The organism is Cytobacillus gottheilii, from assembly GCF_900166665.1.
In the GTDB taxonomy this organism is placed as follows: Bacteria; Bacillota; Bacilli; order Bacillales; family Cytobacillaceae; genus Cytobacillus; species Cytobacillus gottheilii_A.
This window is the reverse complement of the sequence record NZ_LT800494.1, coordinates 4,454,685-4,471,321: the sequence shown is the minus strand read 5'-3', so window position 1 is coordinate 4,471,321 and position 16,637 is coordinate 4,454,685. Positions and strand designations below refer to the sequence as shown.

Below are 16,637 nucleotides of genomic sequence, written 5' to 3'. Positions count from 1 at the left end.
CGGAGGATAAAAAGAATGGGAATGCGGAAATCAGCCGTCTCAAAGGATTTACAGACAACTGTCACTCACCATGATTATATTAAGCTGGCCATTCCGCTGATTATTGCAGGGATTTCAACACCGCTTATCGGAGCTGTTGACACTGCTGTAGTAGGAAGGATGCCTGATCCAGTGGGAATAGGAGCTGTATCTATTGGGGCAGTTATCTTTAATACAATATACTGGCTGCTGGGCTTTTTGAGAGTAAGTACGACAGGCTTAACAGCACAAGCGATTGGTGCAAATGATAAGGAGGAATCTGCCTTATCATTTTTGCGTCCTATGGCCATAGCAATTGGTATTGGTCTTATTTTTATTATTCTGCAGGGTCCAATTTTATATATTTCTCAAAAATTATTAGGTATCCAATCTGAAATAGAGTCATTGACCTCTGCCTATTTCTCCATAAGAATTTGGGGAGCGCCTTTTGCACTATTAAATTATGTGTTAATTGGGTGGCTAATGGGCTTAGGAAAGGTGAAATTATCATTAGCTACACAAGTATATATGAATGTATGCAACATCTTGTTGGATCTTTTATTCGTACTGGGGTTTGGAATGGGCGTAGCAGGGGTAGCAGCAGCAACCTTAATTGCTGAAGTCAGCACCGTTTTCATAGGATTATATTTTGTACTAAGAATGAAACAAATCGATATTAGCACTATTCGCTGGAATCTGATCTTAAAAAAAGAAGCGTTTATGAGAATGCTTATATTAAATAGAGATTTATTCTTAAGGTCTATTTGTCTGCTGACCATGACAGGAGTTTTTACAGCGATGAGTGCCAGAATGGATGAAGTGGCACTGGCAGCAAACAGTATTTTACTGCAGATTCATTATATAATAGCTTATCTGATTGGAGGATTTGGGAATGCCTCTAGTATCCTGATTGGCAAATCCATTGGCAGTCAGCAAAAAAACTTGTTCAAACGGACACTTTCGCTTTCCTTTATATGGGGAGCTATTTCTGCGGGCGTGTTAGCGTTTGTCGTTTTATTTTTTGGCGAACAGCTTTTATCCTTTTTCACAAACATTCAAGAAGTGAAGGTTCAGGCTGCCTCGCTCTTAATCTGGATGGTGGCTTACCCAATTGTGGGCTTCTGGAATCTTCAGCTGGAAGGTGTGTTTTCAGGAGCTGCTGAAGCAAAATATGTTCGAAATAGTATTTTTATGGCGCTTATCTTGTTTCTGGTGTATACCTTTGCTGTCCAATCAGCCATGACCCCGCACCAGCTGTGGTTTTCGTTTATTATCTTTACGTTAGGCAGGTCTCTATTTCTAGCGATGTCAGTTGGGAAGTTAGAAAGATTAAAATTCAAATAGAGGATTTTTTATGAAAATTCCATAATCTATTAAATTGCACTAGTAGATGGTACTTTCTTCTGTTAAACTGATGATAAAAACGGTAAAAGAGTGTTTGGAATGCAGGGGAAAATAGTAAAGGATTTAGCAGATTTAATGCTAAAAGGAGACGAACACGGCACATGGGTTGAAGTATCAAAATTGATAGATGAAGGATACGATCGTCTATATATTTATGAAATGCTATTAACGAAAGTAATGAGATACATAGGCGAGCTTTGGGAGGAAAATGAAATTTCTGTTGCAGAGGAGCATATCGCATCCAATGTATGCAGTTTTGTGCTTTCTAAAGTAGGAGAAAGTGCTGCGATCGAAAAAAAGAAGTCTCCAGGCAAGGTAATGATGTTTTGCATAGAAGGGGAAGAGCATAGCCTAGGTCTAAAAATGGTCCACAATGTCTTTAAAGAACATAGCTGGGATATACGCTTTTTTGGATCAAATCTTCCTGTACATGATGCAGTTGTATTTGCAAATAAGTGGAGGCCAGATGTCCTATGTATCTCAATATCTATCGTGTATAATCTTCCGAATCTGATCCGATTGGTGGAGCAAATTGACCAATTAGACTATAAGCCGAAGATTATAGTTGGAGGGAGAGTATCAACCATGTATCCATTAAATGATTATCTTAAAAGTAAAACGGTGGTTCTGAAGGATTTGGTTGAGGTTAATGATTGGCTTGTGAATAATAAGATTAGCAGCAGAGATTATGTCGGTAGCTAAGAATCATATTGAATCCGTCCCTTTCCCGTATTTTATAATGGATGAGCAATTAAATATACTCGGTGTATCTGACGAAGTATTTCAGCATTTCCCGCAAGCGTCCAATTTTATGGATTTGGTTGACTACGGAAGTATAAAAAAGGTCGAAAAATTTATGAAATCTAACGTCGGCCAAACGAAGATTGAAATTAATATGCTGACGAAGCATCAGCCTATTACCCTTTTTGATGTATATATTCAATGGGATTCAGAAAAGAAGTTAAATGTTTTTTGTATTGAAAAACAAGAATTTGTTCATCAGGTCCAATCATTTGTAACAAAGCTGGAAAGACAGCTGAACAATGAAAATCTTACAATTGCTGAGAAACAGGATGAACTGGAACACTCTTTAAAAAGAGTGCAGCAGCTTCTTATGCAGCAAGACAATCTATCGAATATTAGTAAGTTAGTCAGTCACATTGCAGATGAATTGAAGAAGCCCTTAACAAGTATCAGGGGTTTTTTACAACTGCTTAAGCCGCATCTAAGTTCGATTGGCAAAGAGCATTATGCAAATATAGCATTAGACGAAATCAATCAGGCAAACAATCTTATCTACCAATATTTGAATACGACAAAACCAGCTACCCCCAATAAAACCCAATCCAACCTGCAGAAAATGATTACTGAAGTGGTCCAGCTGACAAATGCAGAATCGAAAAAGATCCATTGTGAAGTAAAGTATGTAAAAGAACATATTCTGCCTGCTGTTAATGTTGATGTGAAGCAGATGAAGCAAGTCTTCTTAAATATCCTGAGAAACGGGATGGAAGCGATCCAAAATAGCAAAAACAGAAACAATGGACAAATTCTCATAAGAACGGATTTAACAGATGATGCCATTAGTATCTCATTTGAGGACAATGGAATCGGGATGACACAAGTAACCATTGCAAACCTTTTTACCCCATTTTTCACGATGAAAGAGAAGGGAACTGGAATTGGATTGGCTGTTTCACTGCATATTATCAATATGCATGGAGGCACAATTGAGGTGAAAAGTGAAGCAGAAAGCGGCTCACAATTTACCATTATTCTGCCTATAGATATGTAAGGATCGTAAATGCAGCTCCGGAATTTGCTATTGATAGAGGTGATAAGGATGAATGACGATATAATTATTGCAAACATCATAGAAGATGTCATGAAGGATACATATCTTGCCTACCCCGAACTGATGGAGCGATTTGGAGAACGGGGCAAAGAAAAGTGCAAGGAAGATAACGGGCATCACTTTAAAAATCTCGAAACAGCTTTTTCTGTCAATGAACCAAAGATTTTCCTCGATTATTCCCACTGGCTTAACAATGTGTTAACGAGCAGGGGAATGAAAACAGAGCATATAATTGATAATTTTGAGAGAATTTATTCTAAAATTGAAGGCCAACTATCAGCAGAGCGAGAGGAATTTTATCGGAAAGCCTTTGTCCTCGCACTTTCATCTTTGAAGGAAATATAAAAATTTACTTTGTACTGTTACAGAACAAAATGTAAAATATAAGGGTAAAACTGTGTCAAAGGGGTAAGGTTTGTTTTGAAAATGTCAAATGAGGAATTAATCGAAGCCTATCAAGATGCAATAAGACTAGAACTTGATGAAGATTTTATTGCAATGCTAGCGGAAGAGATGATAAGAAGAAACATAAAAATTGTGAAAAAAAATTCAGTTGAAATGAAATCATAGCATCTAAAAGCAGTGCTCCTACGCACTGCTTCTTTTTTTGTATAGGTTTTTTTTATATCAAATGATTTATTGATACTGATGGAAAACAGATTGAACAAATAAGAATTTACACCTCAGATTGATTCTTCTTAAGGTTGATGAAGACATTCTAAAACTAAAAAAGGGTGGAAATCTATCTAATTTATGCTAAAATATGTATAAATGTTTCAGAATACAATTAACACTAGGGGATCCCTTGATAAGGGCTGAGAATAAAGTAGTTACTTTTAAACCCTCATAACCTGAACAGGTTCGTACCTGCGTAGGAAAGTGGCGCTATCATTCATATATTTGCGCTTATTTGAGCGTGCGCAAATTTTAACCACTTTCCTATATTTAGGGGAGTGGTTTTTTGTTTGGCCGAAAAAGAAAGGGGCTGAGAAAATGAAGCTGATGGCCGTTACGAATGGGTATCAAGAGATCAATGAACTAACGAAATCAATTATTCAAATACATCCATTCGTTGATTACATCCAAATTAGAGAGAAACGGCGAAGTGCGGGGGAACTGTATCAATTAGGTAAGCGCTTAATTAACGAGGGAGTGCCGAAGGAAAAGCTGCTAATGAATGATCGTATGGATATTGCTCTCCTTTTACAGCTGCAGCAGCTACACTTGCCTGGAAATGGACTGCCGCTGGAGCATGTAAAAGGCACCTATCCTAACTTAGACTGTGGTATATCAGTTCATACATTGGATGAAGCGATAACAGCTGAGAAGCATGGTGCAACATATATGCTGTACGGCCACTGTTTTCCGACAGACAGTAAAAAGGGAAAGGAGCCGATTCCATTAAGCTCCATTCGAAATATAAAAAGATCTGCTTCAATCCCCTTGTACGTCATTGGCGGTATTAATGAGGTTCGTATTGAACAGGTTGCCTCATATGGAGCGGATGGGGTAGCTGTTATGTCAGCAATCTTTGCATCTAGAAACCCAGCGGAAGCTGCTAAAAGATTAAAGGAGAGGTGTGCATATGTTAAAAACCAATCACACTGAAGTAGCTGTCATAGGAGGCGGAATTATTGGCAGTGCAATCGCTTTTTATTTGGCGAAGGATAAACGCCAAGTTGCTCTATTCGAAGAGCGAGATATTGGAAGCAGGTCAACCAGTGCCGCAGCCGGGATGTTAGGTGCGCATTCCGAATATAAGGAATTTCAAAATGTATACTCATTTGCACGCAGCAGCCAGCTTTTATACAAGGAGCTGTATCAGGAATTAAAAGAACAAACTGGGATCGATTTTGAAATGAAAACAGGCGGACTGCTCCAGCTTGCATACACACCTGAAGAGAAGGAAGAAAGATATCCTCTTTTGCAGCTGTCGGAAGTGGAATGGCTGACAAGAGAAGAGGCAATAACAAAAGTGCCCCATTTAACGGATCAAATCATTGGAGCGTCATTTTTAAAGGAAGATGTCCACATAACACCTGCCATTGCTTCCAATAGTTTTAGTAAGGGGGCATTACTTCTTGGGGCAGATATCTTTGAATTTACGAAGGTTTTGTCGGTGGTTAATGAACACAGCCACTACAAGGTCAATACCACACAGGGATCGTATACGGCAGATCAGGTGGTAATTGCCAGCGGTGTGTGGAGCAATTATTTCTTTCAGCAAACAGGGTTAATGAATGCGATTATTCCAGTAAAAGGTGAGTGTATTGCAGTTTTAAATGATCAGATGCCGCTTGCACACTCCATCTTCCATGATCAGCATTATATTGTCCCAAGAAACAATAATGAACTCATTGTGGGTGCTACGAAAAGATGGAATGACTGGAATGAAGAACCCACCCTTGAGGGGATTGAAATGGTGATTAAAAAGGCAAAAGAAATGCTGCCTTCTATTCAAGGAATGAGATGGCTGAGAAGCTGGGCGGGCTTAAGACCACAAACCTTTGATGGTTTTCCTTTTATCGGAGAACATCCGGAACAGAAAGGTCTCTACTTTGCAGCTGGTCATCAAAGAAACGGTATATTGTTAGCTCCTGGAACAGGGAGAATGATCGCCGATTTAATAAGCGGTAATCCAGTTAATCCAGAATGGGTGGAGGCATTTAAAATTGATCGCCTTCCATCGGCAGTTTCAACTGGGAGGGGGTGAATAGGTGAAGATCGAGCTAAACGGAAAGGTACATGAATTGCCAGAGCAAGTAAAAACGACTGCTCAGCTTCTAGCCTTTTTAAAACTGCAAAATCGTATTGTTATTGTAGAAATCAATCAAGACATTGTACTGAAAGACAAATATGAAAGCCATCAATTAAGTACTGGTGACAAAGTAGAGCTTATTCATTTTGTAGGAGGGGGTTAATACATGTTAAAAATTGCAGATCGTACGTATCAGTCCAGGTTGCTGCTGGGAACAGGAAAATATCCATCCTTTGAGGTTCAGAAGATGGCGGTGGATGTCTCTGAAAGTGAAATTCTCACATTTGCAGTAAGAAGAATGAATATTTTTGAGGAAACACAGCCCAATTTTCTGGAGCAGCTTGATTTAAAGAGGTATACATTATTGCCTAATACAGCAGGTGCAAAAACAGCGGAAGAGGCGGTCAGAATTGCAAAATTGGCTAAAGCATCAGGATTATGCGACATGATAAAAGTAGAAGTGATCGGTTGTGATCGTTCGCTGCTGCCAGACCCTGTTGAAACGCTGAAAGCTTCTGAGCTGTTACTGGAGGAAGGCTTCATTGTTCTGCCTTATACATCAGATGATGTCGTTTTAGCAAAGCGGCTTGAACAGCTTGGTGTTCATGGCATTATGCCCGGTGCATCTCCTATTGGATCAGGGAGAGGCATTATCAATCCATTAAACCTTCAGTTTATTATTGAGCAAAGTGATGTACCTGTTATTGTTGATGCTGGAATTGGTTCACCGAAGGATGCTGCATATGCCATGGAGCTTGGAGCGGATGCCGTCTTATTAAACACAGCTGTTTCAGGAGCAGAGGATCCTGTGAAAATGGCATTGGCAATGAAAATGGCGGTAGAAGCAGGAAGGTTAGGGTATGAAGCAGGAAGAATTCACGAAAAAAACTATGGAGTTGCAAGCAGTCCGCTGACAGGGATGATCACATCTTGAATAGCCGTTACATGAAACAGGAATTATTCATCGGCAAAAAGGGACAGAAGAAAATAGAAGAGAGCACAGTAGTTGTATTTGGAATGGGTGCTCTAGGTTCTGCAATATCGGAGATGCTCGTTCGTGCTGGTGTTGGGAAATTGATTATAGCAGATCGCGATTATGTAGAATGGAGCAATCTGCAAAGACAGCAGCTGTATACAGAGGATGATGCAAAGCAGAAACTGCCTAAAGCCGTAGCTGCGAAACAGCGGCTGCAATCCATAAACAGTCAAACAATCATAAAAGAGCATGTAATGGATATTTATTTTCAAAATGTGGAGGAATTGGCAGAGGGATCCTCCATTCTAATGGATGCAACAGATAATTTTGAAACGAGATTAGTGATTAATGATGCGGCCATGAAACAGAATATCCCATTTGTCTTTGGTGCCTGTGTCGGCAGCTATGGAATGACATATCCAGTCTTGCCTGGCAAGGGCCCATGTTTTCACTGTCTGGTTGATTATATTCCATCGCAAAATGTTACGTGTGATACAGCGGGAGTGATCAGTCCGATCGTCCAGTGGGTTGCCTCTATGCAAGTTGCACAGACCATGAAAATCCTAACCGGTGAAGATGTAACACCGACTTTGCGTTCATTTGATATTTGGAAAATGGAACATGCAGAAATGAATGTTGAAAAGCTGAAAAACCCTGAGTGTCCATGCTGTGGGATCGAGCGGCTGCACCCTTTTTTAACCATGGATAAACAAACAAAAGCTGATATTTTATGCGGGAGGGATGCTGTTCATATCCGTCCTCCTGTACCGAGAACACTGGATCTCAAATATTTGGCAGAGCAATGGGAAAAGCAGACGAAAAAAATGCTGGCTAATACACATTTACTTTCATTTCAGTATGAGTCTTATCGCGTGATATTATTCAAGGATGGGCGAGCCATCATTCATGATACGGCTGATATCACAATGGCCAAAACGATTTATACAAGATTGACAGGCTAAGTTTTGAACTTCAGTAACCTCAAGGGATATAATATCTCTATGAGGTTATTTTTCGTATATTCAGAAAAGAAAAGGGAGTGAGGTAGATGGGTTTGTTTAGCAAGTTGTTTGGTGCTAACAAAGAAGCGTTACCGGAACAAACGAATGTAAAAAAAGATACCGACGACACAATTAGTATATATGTTGTGTATAAAAATTTTGAAGATACAGAAGAAGATTTGCAGAACCATTATGCAGTGGAGGATGAAATCTGGACGTATTCAAGCTTAGGGGAATCTTCGCCGATTTCTGAGTATTGGGCAAAGGAGCAAAATCTTCCAATTCCACTGGACAATAAATATCCTTATTTTCTTTTATATCATGACTTAGGTAAAAGTAAAGACAAAAAACCGATCTTCCAATCCAGCAGCAAAGAAGAAGTCATGCAATTTTTAGAGAAGTATGAGAGTGGAGAATGAAGAAAATATGCTTGTATGAGTAGAACCTCGCTATTTGGGTAAGATAGAGATAAAGGGAGGTGTCGATCTCATGGCAAAAGATGTTTTGTGTGAAGTCAACAGCTGTGCCTATAACATTAATTCTGAAAACAAATGTGGTGCAACACAAATTTATATTGTCAATAATAAAAAAGATGATGCTTCAACTAGCAGTGAAACAGACTGCAAGACGTTTGAACCTGCGGATTTATAAGAGTGAAGGAGGCAACCGGCGGTGGTTGTCTCTTTTTTATACTTAAAAAGTAAAAAATAGTAACCAGCCTTTTTGCAGCTAAGATATAAAAGCTTCGGAAAGGTCTATTGCTTTTCATTTCTAATTATAGTGTTGATAATAATAATCATTATTATTCACGAAAAGAGAAATAAATGAAAATTTTTATAGGTATTTTTTAAAAAAAGTCGAACTAATTCAAGATATCACTGGAAAGTGCAGAATTAGAGAGGAAGGGAAAAGAATGATTGTATATGGAGAAGAAGTACCGTCACATGAAGTGGGTGCCGGTGTAAGCCGAAAACTCTTAACACGGGGCGGAGGATTAATGATGGTTGAGGTTACCTTTAAAAAAGGTGCAATAGGTTCGGTCCATCAGCATGATCATGAGCAAATTAGCTATATTATAAAGGGAAGTTTTCAATTTGAATTAGATGGAAATGTTCAGGAAGTGAACGCTGGAGATAGTATTTATGTACCATCAAATGCAGCTCACGGTGTCATTTCGCTGGAAGAAGGTTCGGTCATTTTGGATGTCTTTTCACCACAGCGAGAAGACTTTTTAGAATAGGCTCTTCATTTTTATCTTAGAAATAATCTATCCGCTTTTGTTGTATTTCCTTATAATGTAAAATGAGTAGAAAATAAGGTTTCGATATATAGGGGTAAAAGATGAAGAAAAAAAATCTGCTTTTTTTGGTTGGGCTTTTTGTTATTTTGCTTATTTTAGCCAGAGCCTTTTGGATCATGTTTAACAACTCTGTTCCCGATGCGAATGCAGTCAATGGAATCGTCCATCTAGATCATTTAGCACATTCAGATATTGCTATTTCAGGAGAATGGGAATTTTATTCAGGAGAAATCATAAGTAATAATCATTTATTATCTGAAGCGCAAAAAAAAATCGTTGAGGTAGAAGATAGGTGGTATTCATCTAAAGGGTACGGAACATATCGGCTAATGATTTATCATAATCAACAGGATCACGCTAACGGGCTGTATAGTATTCGATTTCCATCTGTACGGGCTAAAACAGCGATCTATATTAATGGTGAATATGCAGGCGGTTCAGGGAAAGATATCCCTGAATCTACTCCTTATCATGTCCAATTTCCGCTAGATGGAGATCATACTGAAGTAATTGTTCATGTTAAGGAACTAGGCGTAGACATGAAAAAGAACTCTGCTGGAGGCATCCTTTTTGGAAAAAGTGAGTTTATAGAAAAGAATATACAACTTAGCTCCTTGAGCCAGATAGCTGTAGTAGTTGTTCTTTTGCTGCATGGGTTGTACGTTTTTCTATTATATTTAATCGGATTTAGGAGCAGAGCACTTTTATTTTTTGTGATGCTCATGCTTAGTGCTTCTTTAATGGTGTTAATTTCAGATGATCGGCTGCTTATATCTGTCATTCCGTTAACGTATACAGAGCTAATTAAAAGTATATTCAGTATCTATACGTGTACCGCATTATTTCTATTTTTATTTATTAGATATTTTCTGCTAGATTATAAGCTTCCTACACTATTTAATTATTATCCTTATTTATGTGGAGCTTATATCGTTTTTATATTTATTACTCCTGTACAAACCATTTTGAATTTCAGCTTTGTTCTTGGGGGAATCCTATTTATATCAGGGCTGGCAGCTCTCATACAGTTTGCCAAACTTGTCATCAGCGGGCGGGAGGATGTTGTATTTCTGTTCTTTGCAGCGGCAGCTGTGTTAAACAATGTTATTTGGTCTATATTAAAGTATCGATTAACAGCAGATTATTACTTTTATCCTTTTGATATAATGGCAGCTGTTATTCTATTTTCTGTTTTTTGGCTGAAGAGTTATGTTCGCAAAGTAAGAGAAACAGAGATATTGTCTGCGGAATTGTTAAAGTCAAATAAGCAAAAAGATGATTTTCTGGCAAATACCTCTCATGAGCTGCGCAATCCTCTTCATGGGATATTAGGAATCACCGAATCTCTCCTTAAAAAAGATAATAATACCAATTTACAGCTAATATTGGATATAGGCAGGAAAATGTCATTGCTGCTTGATGATCTGCTTGATTTTACGAGGTTGAAAGAAAAAGGAATTGTTCTACATATCGAAGGAGTAAGACTTCAGCCGGCCGCAACAGGGGTGATTGATATGCTGAAGCATATGAACGCTGGGAAAAGGTTAGAGATCAAGATGAGTATAGATGATGATTTTCCTAGTGTAGCAGCGGATGAACGTAGATTGATTCAGATTATCTATAATTTAGTTCATAATGCACTTAAATTTACTGATACTGGATTAGTTGAAATTCGCGCCGAGTATGATGAAACTAAAGCAACTATTTTTGTATCAGATACAGGCATCGGCATGGACATGGAACTTCAGAATCGAATTTTTCAGCCGTACGAACAAGGTGATCCAAGCATAACCTCCTTTGGGGGAGGGATTGGGCTAGGTTTATCTATTTGCAAGGAGCTCATTCATCTGCATGGTGGTGAATTGTCTGTCAGGTCGGTGCCTGGTGAAGGATCTACCTTTTCTTTCACTATGCCAGTGGCAGCAAAGGAAGAGCTGGTTACGCAAAGCCCTATTACTGTCAAACATAGCAAAGAAAAAGAGGAATTGCTAATGACGCCGGCTGCAGCGGAAGAAGGGCAAGAACGAACGGCCAGCATTTTAGTTGTTGATGATGATCCCGTGAACGGAAAGGTTCTAGTTGATTTGCTCAGTAGTGAAGAGTATAAGCTTACAACGGTTTTAAGTGGGGAAGATGCTTTAGAGCGCCTTAATGAGAAATGGGATCTGATTATTAGTGATGTAATGATGCCGAAAATGTCCGGATATGAACTAACGCGAAGAATAAGGGAGAGGTATTCGATTTCCGATTTGCCTATTTTGTTATTGACAGCACGTAATCGTCCGGAGGATAAGTATGCGGGTTTTCAGGCAGGGGCGAATGATTACGTGTCCAAACCTGTTGAAATCCTCGAATTACAAGCACGTGTAAATGCACTAGTTCATCTGAAGCTATCTGTTCAAGAGCATTTAAGGGTAGAGGCAGCTTGGCTGCAGGCTCAAATTCGTCCGCACTTTTTATTTAATACGCTAAATACAGTACTGTATCTGCAGGAAGAAGATCCTGATAAGATGAGAGCTGTTTTGGAGGCATTTATCGTTTATCTGCAATCGAGCTTTGACTTTCAGAATTCAATGAGACTTGTGCCTATCCAGTATGAACTTGAGTTAGTAAAAGCTTATTTATTCATTCAGCAGGAAAGATTTCAGGAGAAATTAGAGGTGAATTGGGAGGTTGAAGAAGAGCTCCATGTGATGATTCCGCCATTATCCATCCAGCCGATCGTTGAAAATGCCATTCAGCATGGCATCTTGCCGAGTAAAATGGGAGGAAAGCTTCTGATCTCAATAACTAGAGAGAGTGAGGAAGTCTCTATTACAGTTTCTGACAATGGCGTTGGGATGACACAACAGAGAATGACTGACATTCTTTCGGATGATCGGCTGAAAAACCGCGGAGTTGGAGTCTATAATACGAACTTGCGTTTAAAAAAGTTATATGGAACGGGTCTGAAAATGACAAGCGGCCTTGGTCAAGGTACCACAATCTCTTTCAGAGTAAAGAATGAAAGATAACGTTTGGAAATAAACATTAGTTATAAAAACAAAAATTTTAGTAATTATATCTATAAGGTGAAAGAGGCTGATATTGCAAAACATCAGTATCTTCCTTATGTAAAAATACTTTTAATTCAAGAATCTCGAATTATTGAGCAAAATTCATGCATTTAATATATTCTTCTACTATAATGATTAAAGGATAGCCTTAAACATAACCATTCCGTTTTGTTTTATATATAAGGTCCTTAAAATCATTCCATCAGGAGGAATTATTACATGAACGTTTTAGTAGTAAAAGCAAATAACCGTCCGGCAGCTGAAGGTGTTTCCAGCAAAATGTATGAAACATTTATGGAAGCATTACAAGGTGCGGAACAGTTAAATGTGACAACTTATGATGTATTCGCAGAGGATACACCTTATTTCGGACAAGATCTTTTCAACGCGTTTGGAAAATTACAGAGCGGTGAAGAGTTAACAGATCTTGAACAAAGACTATTAGCTGCAAAACAAAAAGCGATGGACGCTGTTTCAGCGGCGGATGTGGTTGTGTTCACATACCCACTATGGAATTTAACGATCCCTGCAAAGCTTCAAACTTTCATTGACTATGTTTATGCGGCTGGTTTCTCATTCAAGTATGACGAACAAGGTAACATGGTTCAATTAATGACGGACAAAAAAGCGATCTTCCTAAGTGCTCGCGGGGGAGTATACTCTACTCCTGAGATGGCTCCAATGGAAATGTCCACTAACTATTTGCGCAATGTAGTTGGCGGCATCTTCGGAATGGACATCATTGACGAAGTAGTAATTGAAGGTCACAATGCAATGCCTGACAAAGCGGCTGAAATTATTGAAGCTGGATTAGAGAAAGTAAAAGAATCTGCAGCTAACCTTGCTAAGCTTCCACAAAATGCTTAATAACGGCTTCACCTTAACCAGGAGACTTGTTCTCCTGGTTTTTTGTTGGGTAAAAGTTATATAAGAGAGCGTTACAAGATATTCTAAATTTTTCCGCAGTTAATTCATTCCTTTTCGTAAACCTGCAATTTTTAAAAAAGGGTTGATGAGAATACTATAATTAGATTATTATCTAATTAGATAATAATCTAATTGGGGTTGTGGTAAAATGCTCAGCTTGTTTAAAGAAGAAAAAGAATACCGAAAACTTTTCAGCGCAGGTGTGCTAAATGGCATTGGCGATCGCTTCAGTCAGGTGGCTGTCCTGGCTCTTTTATTGGAACTAACCGGATCTGGTTTTGCTGTTGGATTAACTTTGGCAATTCGGGTAATACCGTTCCTGTTATTTGCTCCGCTTGGCGGCTGGCTTTCAGATAAATTTTCCAAAAAGAACATTCTGGTTTCAACGGATCTCATACGAATAATCTTTGCTCTTTCCTTTTTATTTGTTAAAAGCCCAGACCAAGTTTGGGTCATATACGTTGGAACATTTATCCTTGGAGCAGGAGAGGCTATTTACGCGCCGGCAAGGAAATCAATTATACCGCTGCTTGTAGAAGAGAAGAACCTTGTGAAAGTGAATAGTTTAGAGCAAGTAATGCTTGGTATCATTTTAATTGGCGGATCTTTAAGCGGTGGAGCAGCTTCCTATTTTTTAGGATCGGAGATTACTTTCTGGGCAAATGCTATATCATTTTTACTGGCTGCCTTAATCCTTTCTCGCTTACATGTGAAAAAAGAGAGTATGACCGAGCAAAATTCCGAAAGTGTTCAACAAGGAAATACAATTGCCTTCTTGTTTTCTTCTAGTCTGCTTCTGCTCTTGCTTGCCAGTGAGTTCCTTATTCCGCTGCTGAATGGAATAGACAATGTTCTCATTAGTGTATATGCTGTTGAAGAATTTCAATTTGGAGACTTGGGAGTTGGCCTTTTTTACGGTTCTCTCGGAATGGGGCTCATGCTCAGCTTTATAGTAGGGGAGCGGCTGCACAATCATTTGCTGATCATTGGTTTTTCAGTCCTAATTTTTGAAGGATTATTTCTCATCATATTGAGCCAGCTGCACTCTATATCGATTGCTGTTTTAGTCTATATCATCATTGGATTTTGTGCTGGTGTGGGAGGTACTTGTTTTGATTCTACCCTTATGAGAATCGTCCCGAAAAACAAACAAGGATCTGTATTTGGTTTATTTGCAACCATCTCTAATTCCATGATTGGGATCTCCATGTTTGGCGCGGGGGTCGCTCTTGAATATGCAGATAATCGGTGGCTTGGCATGCTGGGCGGAGTGGGTTTTATGATCTCAGGGGCGTTGCTGCTGTCTGTGTACCTCTCTTTAAAAAACAATAAAGGCAAGATGAACTTAATGGAGGATCAGAGGTAAGTACACTAAACCAATTCATTTTCCAGCTGTAAGTTTATAATCCATAATAGAGAGTTCCTGCACATTGCTATGTTTCAGGAACTCTCTATATTATTACTCTATTGGAATACGAATTCTCTCCTCATACGCTTTCATATAGTGGATGCCGTTAATGTAAAGAGTTTCTGGATTTGTTACTTTCTTAAAAACCATTGTTCTTTCTTTTAAGATGCGACCGTTTTCTGTCTTAATCATTTTCTCATCTATCGTGGAGTCTAAAGGATAGTGTTTTCCGTTCGAAATAATAGAAACGCCATTAAGCCTTACATTCTCCTCGGTTGAAAAAGTTATTTCAGTGCTCGCTGCTGTTTCGGTTATATCTTTAACAAGTACTTCATTTCCTTCAATTAAAATGGGTTCTTCACTGATAGAAGAGAGCTCAATGCTCTTTTTAGCAATCTCCTTGTAGACAGGAAGCTTTTCAATGACAAGCTCCAGGGATTCTAGGTTTTCCGGGAGAGCATCATAGCGCAATTCCATTTTACTCCCATTTAAGGAGGAAGAAAGGCTGCTTCCCAAGCGCTCGATCGGTTGTCCATTGGCATGAAGTTCAATCATGGTAATGAAATTGCTGTCGTCTTCATACCTGTAATCTAAATGAACCTTGCCCTCAATAAGAGTCATAGTGGGAGTTGCTCTTAAAGATTGGAATTTAATGGTTCCCTGATCACCCTGAAAGCTATGGTTTAAATTTTGTTTAATCTCTGTTTGCAGTGCTTTATTTGGATTAAAAGGAAAGCTGATTTGGAGATTGTCCGTTCCTTCAATGCCCCCAACACGAAAAGAAACGGTTAGTTTTTTTGCCAGCGGACTGACTGGATCAAATGACATTGTCCCTTTTAATTCAGTCCCATCGTCATTTAATGCGCTTGTACCTCCAACAGGGTTTGATTTTGTCAGGAATCCGTTAATAAGATTGGGCCATACATCCTTTTCTTCCATATCAATTCCATTTGGATTTTCTAATGTATAATAGAGAAGAAACTGATTTTTATCTGCAATTACCCCATCAATGGTTAAAACACTTCCATCAGAAAGATGTGTTTCCTTTCCGATCATTTGTCCCATTCCAGCTTCATTAAGGTCTTTTAAGGATTGTGTAAATAGCTGGTCAAAGCCGAATAAGGTTTTACCATAATAAGCGACAGCGTTGTAATGGTAACCAAAGAAACAAAGAAATATAAGTGCAGCTGCTGCAAGAGGCCAAAACCGATGATTGAAACGCCCCTCTTTTGGAGGTGTTTTCTCTAAAGCAAGGCGCAAACGATCCTCCAATTCGTTTGGTGCCTTGATTTCCTGTAGTTTTTGATGTTCATTTATAAACATTTTATTCCATTCATCCTTCATTCATTTACACCCCCATGTTTCTCTCTTAGCTTTTTTAGACCCTGAAAGATTCTTGATTTGACGGTTCCAAGTGAAACATCCGTTATAGAAGCAATCGTTTCATAATCGAGATCATGAAAGTATCTTAATTGGAGCGTTTCCCTTTGCGGGTGACTTAGCTCGCTTAGCATGGCCTCTAAATCAGCCTGCTGTTCACTGGCTAAGAAAGAGTTGCTGCTTGAAGTGGGTTCGATTGCTGCTTGCCAATCATTTGTTAATATCTGTTTGCTGCGCCGCCGAAGTGCTGCTTTGCACTCATTGACCAAAATCGTTTTGCTCCAGCTGTAGAAAGAGCGATCCTTTTTAAGCTGATTTATTTTGTCATAAAGAACGACAATCATATCCTCTAATGCATCCATTGCGTCATGTGAATTTCCCATATAAGCATAAGCAAGACGATAATACGCATCCTTTTCATTCATAATCAACGTAAGTAATGCTTCTTTATCCCCCTTTTTAGCTTTCTTAATTAGCCGAACTTCTTCCATATTCTCACCTCGCTCACTTCTAAGAGTTATAACCAGCAGAAAAAGTTCAATTTTTTTAGATTC

The 16,637-nt window shown here is 38.8% G+C and carries 18 protein-coding genes and 1 riboswitch; of the genes, 16 read left to right on the top strand and 2 right to left on the bottom strand.

Translation table 11 applies throughout. The features are described 5' to 3' along the window. Positions 1-15: 15 nt before the first annotated feature. From B7E07_RS21905 to B7E07_RS21830, 16 genes are all read left to right on the top strand, one after another. The gene (locus B7E07_RS21905; protein ID WP_080848892.1) at positions 16-1,362 is read left to right on the top strand and encodes an MATE family efflux transporter; all 1,347 of its coding nucleotides are present in this window, start codon (positions 16-18) and stop codon (positions 1,360-1,362) included. A gap of 99 nt (positions 1,363-1,461) precedes the next feature. After that, a complete protein-coding gene (locus B7E07_RS21900; RefSeq protein WP_080848891.1) occupies positions 1,462-2,124 on the top strand; it encodes a cobalamin B12-binding domain-containing protein in 663 nt (220 codons plus the stop codon). Positions 2,125-2,161: 37 nt separating this feature from the next. Next, complete coding sequence (locus B7E07_RS21895) at positions 2,162-3,217, top strand: ATP-binding protein (RefSeq protein WP_218970449.1); 1,056 nt, start codon at positions 2,162-2,164, stop codon at positions 3,215-3,217. A gap of 48 nt (positions 3,218-3,265) precedes the next feature. Further along, on the top strand, positions 3,266-3,622 hold the full coding sequence (locus B7E07_RS21890; RefSeq protein WP_080848889.1) for a hypothetical protein: 357 nt from the start codon (positions 3,266-3,268) through the stop codon (positions 3,620-3,622). An 81-nt stretch (positions 3,623-3,703) separates the two neighbouring features. Next, complete coding sequence (gene sda, locus B7E07_RS21885; protein WP_257391517.1) at positions 3,704-3,847, top strand: sporulation histidine kinase inhibitor Sda; 144 nt, start codon at positions 3,704-3,706, stop codon at positions 3,845-3,847. A 215-nt stretch (positions 3,848-4,062) separates the two neighbouring features. Beyond that, positions 4,063-4,172: riboswitch (TPP riboswitch) on the top strand. A 98-nt stretch (positions 4,173-4,270) separates the two neighbouring features. After that, positions 4,271-4,885 carry a thiamine phosphate synthase gene (locus B7E07_RS21880; protein WP_080849336.1) on the top strand — a complete coding sequence of 205 codons (615 nt, stop codon included), beginning with the start codon at positions 4,271-4,273 and terminating at the stop codon, positions 4,883-4,885. Beyond that, on the top strand, positions 4,863-5,990 hold the full coding sequence (gene thiO, locus B7E07_RS21875; protein ID WP_080848887.1) for a glycine oxidase ThiO: 1,128 nt from the start codon (positions 4,863-4,865) through the stop codon (positions 5,988-5,990). The genes B7E07_RS21880 and thiO overlap by 23 nt, the downstream gene beginning before the upstream one ends. Before the next feature lie 4 nt (positions 5,991-5,994). Beyond that, a complete protein-coding gene (gene thiS / locus B7E07_RS21870; RefSeq protein ID WP_080848886.1) occupies positions 5,995-6,198 on the top strand; it encodes a sulfur carrier protein ThiS in 204 nt (67 codons plus the stop codon). A gap of 3 nt (positions 6,199-6,201) precedes the next feature. Further along, entirely contained in the window at positions 6,202-6,969 is a 768-nt protein-coding gene (locus tag B7E07_RS21865; protein WP_080848885.1) for a thiazole synthase, read from the top strand. After that, entirely contained in the window at positions 6,966-7,973 is a 1,008-nt protein-coding gene (locus B7E07_RS21860; RefSeq protein WP_139785686.1) for a ThiF family adenylyltransferase, read from the top strand. Before B7E07_RS21865 ends, B7E07_RS21860 begins: the two co-directional genes overlap by 4 nt. 86 nt (positions 7,974-8,059) lie before the next feature. Then, positions 8,060-8,431: a hypothetical protein gene (locus tag B7E07_RS21855; RefSeq protein WP_080848884.1), complete on the top strand. Its 372-nt coding sequence runs from the start codon at positions 8,060-8,062 to the stop codon at positions 8,429-8,431. 70 nt (positions 8,432-8,501) lie between these two features. Next, positions 8,502-8,663, top strand: coding sequence for a DUF1540 domain-containing protein (locus B7E07_RS21850; protein ID WP_066450929.1), 162 nt, complete (start codon positions 8,502-8,504; stop codon positions 8,661-8,663). Positions 8,664-8,925: 262 nt separating this feature from the next. Continuing rightward, positions 8,926-9,252 (top strand): cupin domain-containing protein, encoded by a 327-nt coding sequence (locus B7E07_RS21845; RefSeq protein ID WP_080848883.1) that lies wholly within the window; start codon positions 8,926-8,928, stop codon positions 9,250-9,252. 101 nt (positions 9,253-9,353) lie between these two features. Beyond that, entirely contained in the window at positions 9,354-12,326 is a 2,973-nt protein-coding gene (locus tag B7E07_RS21840; protein ID WP_080848882.1) for a hybrid sensor histidine kinase/response regulator, read from the top strand. A gap of 261 nt (positions 12,327-12,587) precedes the next feature. Next, the gene (locus B7E07_RS21835) at positions 12,588-13,235 is read left to right on the top strand and encodes an FMN-dependent NADH-azoreductase (RefSeq protein WP_080848881.1); all 648 of its coding nucleotides are present in this window, start codon (positions 12,588-12,590) and stop codon (positions 13,233-13,235) included. Positions 13,236-13,443: 208 nt separating this feature from the next. Continuing rightward, the gene (locus tag B7E07_RS21830; RefSeq protein WP_080848880.1) at positions 13,444-14,661 is read left to right on the top strand and encodes an MFS transporter; all 1,218 of its coding nucleotides are present in this window, start codon (positions 13,444-13,446) and stop codon (positions 14,659-14,661) included. A gap of 93 nt (positions 14,662-14,754) precedes the next feature. Here B7E07_RS21830 and B7E07_RS21825 read toward each other — a convergent pair whose 3' ends face one another. Both B7E07_RS21825 and B7E07_RS21820 read right to left on the bottom strand, forming a co-directional pair. Then, the gene (locus B7E07_RS21825) at positions 14,755-16,047 is read right to left on the bottom strand and encodes a DUF4179 domain-containing protein (RefSeq protein WP_080848879.1); all 1,293 of its coding nucleotides are present in this window, start codon (positions 16,045-16,047) and stop codon (positions 14,755-14,757) included. Further along, on the bottom strand, positions 16,044-16,574 hold the full coding sequence (locus B7E07_RS21820; RefSeq protein ID WP_080848878.1) for an RNA polymerase sigma factor: 531 nt from the start codon (positions 16,572-16,574) through the stop codon (positions 16,044-16,046). Before B7E07_RS21820 ends, B7E07_RS21825 begins: the two co-directional genes overlap by 4 nt. Positions 16,575-16,637 lie beyond the last annotated feature (63 nt).

What these genes read in the sequence shown, in the direction of transcription:
- B7E07_RS21895 (WP_218970449.1), top strand. Translation starts at nt 2,162, where the DNA reads ATGGATGAGCAATTAAATATACTCGGTGTATCTGACGAAGTATTTCAG.
- B7E07_RS21880 (WP_080849336.1), top strand. Translation starts at nt 4,271, where the DNA reads ATGAAGCTGATGGCCGTTACGAATGGGTATCAAGAGATCAATGAACTA.
- B7E07_RS21840 (WP_080848882.1), top strand. Translation starts at nt 9,354, where the DNA reads ATGAAGAAAAAAAATCTGCTTTTTTTGGTTGGGCTTTTTGTTATTTTG.
- B7E07_RS21890 (WP_080848889.1), top strand. Translation starts at nt 3,266, where the DNA reads ATGAATGACGATATAATTATTGCAAACATCATAGAAGATGTCATGAAG.
- B7E07_RS21830 (WP_080848880.1), top strand. Translation starts at nt 13,444, where the DNA reads ATGCTCAGCTTGTTTAAAGAAGAAAAAGAATACCGAAAACTTTTCAGC.
- B7E07_RS21905 (WP_080848892.1), top strand. Translation starts at nt 16, where the DNA reads ATGGGAATGCGGAAATCAGCCGTCTCAAAGGATTTACAGACAACTGTC.
- B7E07_RS21845 (WP_080848883.1), top strand. Translation starts at nt 8,926, where the DNA reads ATGATTGTATATGGAGAAGAAGTACCGTCACATGAAGTGGGTGCCGGT.
- B7E07_RS21865 (WP_080848885.1), top strand. Translation starts at nt 6,202, where the DNA reads ATGTTAAAAATTGCAGATCGTACGTATCAGTCCAGGTTGCTGCTGGGA.
- B7E07_RS21850 (WP_066450929.1), top strand. Translation starts at nt 8,502, where the DNA reads ATGGCAAAAGATGTTTTGTGTGAAGTCAACAGCTGTGCCTATAACATT.
- B7E07_RS21825 (WP_080848879.1), bottom strand. Translation starts at nt 16,047, where the DNA reads ATGAAGGATGAATGGAATAAAATGTTTATAAATGAACATCAAAAACTA.
- B7E07_RS21820 (WP_080848878.1), bottom strand. Translation starts at nt 16,574, where the DNA reads ATGGAAGAAGTTCGGCTAATTAAGAAAGCTAAAAAGGGGGATAAAGAA.
- B7E07_RS21855 (WP_080848884.1), top strand. Translation starts at nt 8,060, where the DNA reads ATGGGTTTGTTTAGCAAGTTGTTTGGTGCTAACAAAGAAGCGTTACCG.
- thiO (WP_080848887.1), top strand. Translation starts at nt 4,863, where the DNA reads ATGTTAAAAACCAATCACACTGAAGTAGCTGTCATAGGAGGCGGAATT.
- B7E07_RS21835 (WP_080848881.1), top strand. Translation starts at nt 12,588, where the DNA reads ATGAACGTTTTAGTAGTAAAAGCAAATAACCGTCCGGCAGCTGAAGGT.
- sda (WP_257391517.1), top strand. Translation starts at nt 3,704, where the DNA reads ATGTCAAATGAGGAATTAATCGAAGCCTATCAAGATGCAATAAGACTA.
- B7E07_RS21900 (WP_080848891.1), top strand. Translation starts at nt 1,462, where the DNA reads ATGCAGGGGAAAATAGTAAAGGATTTAGCAGATTTAATGCTAAAAGGA.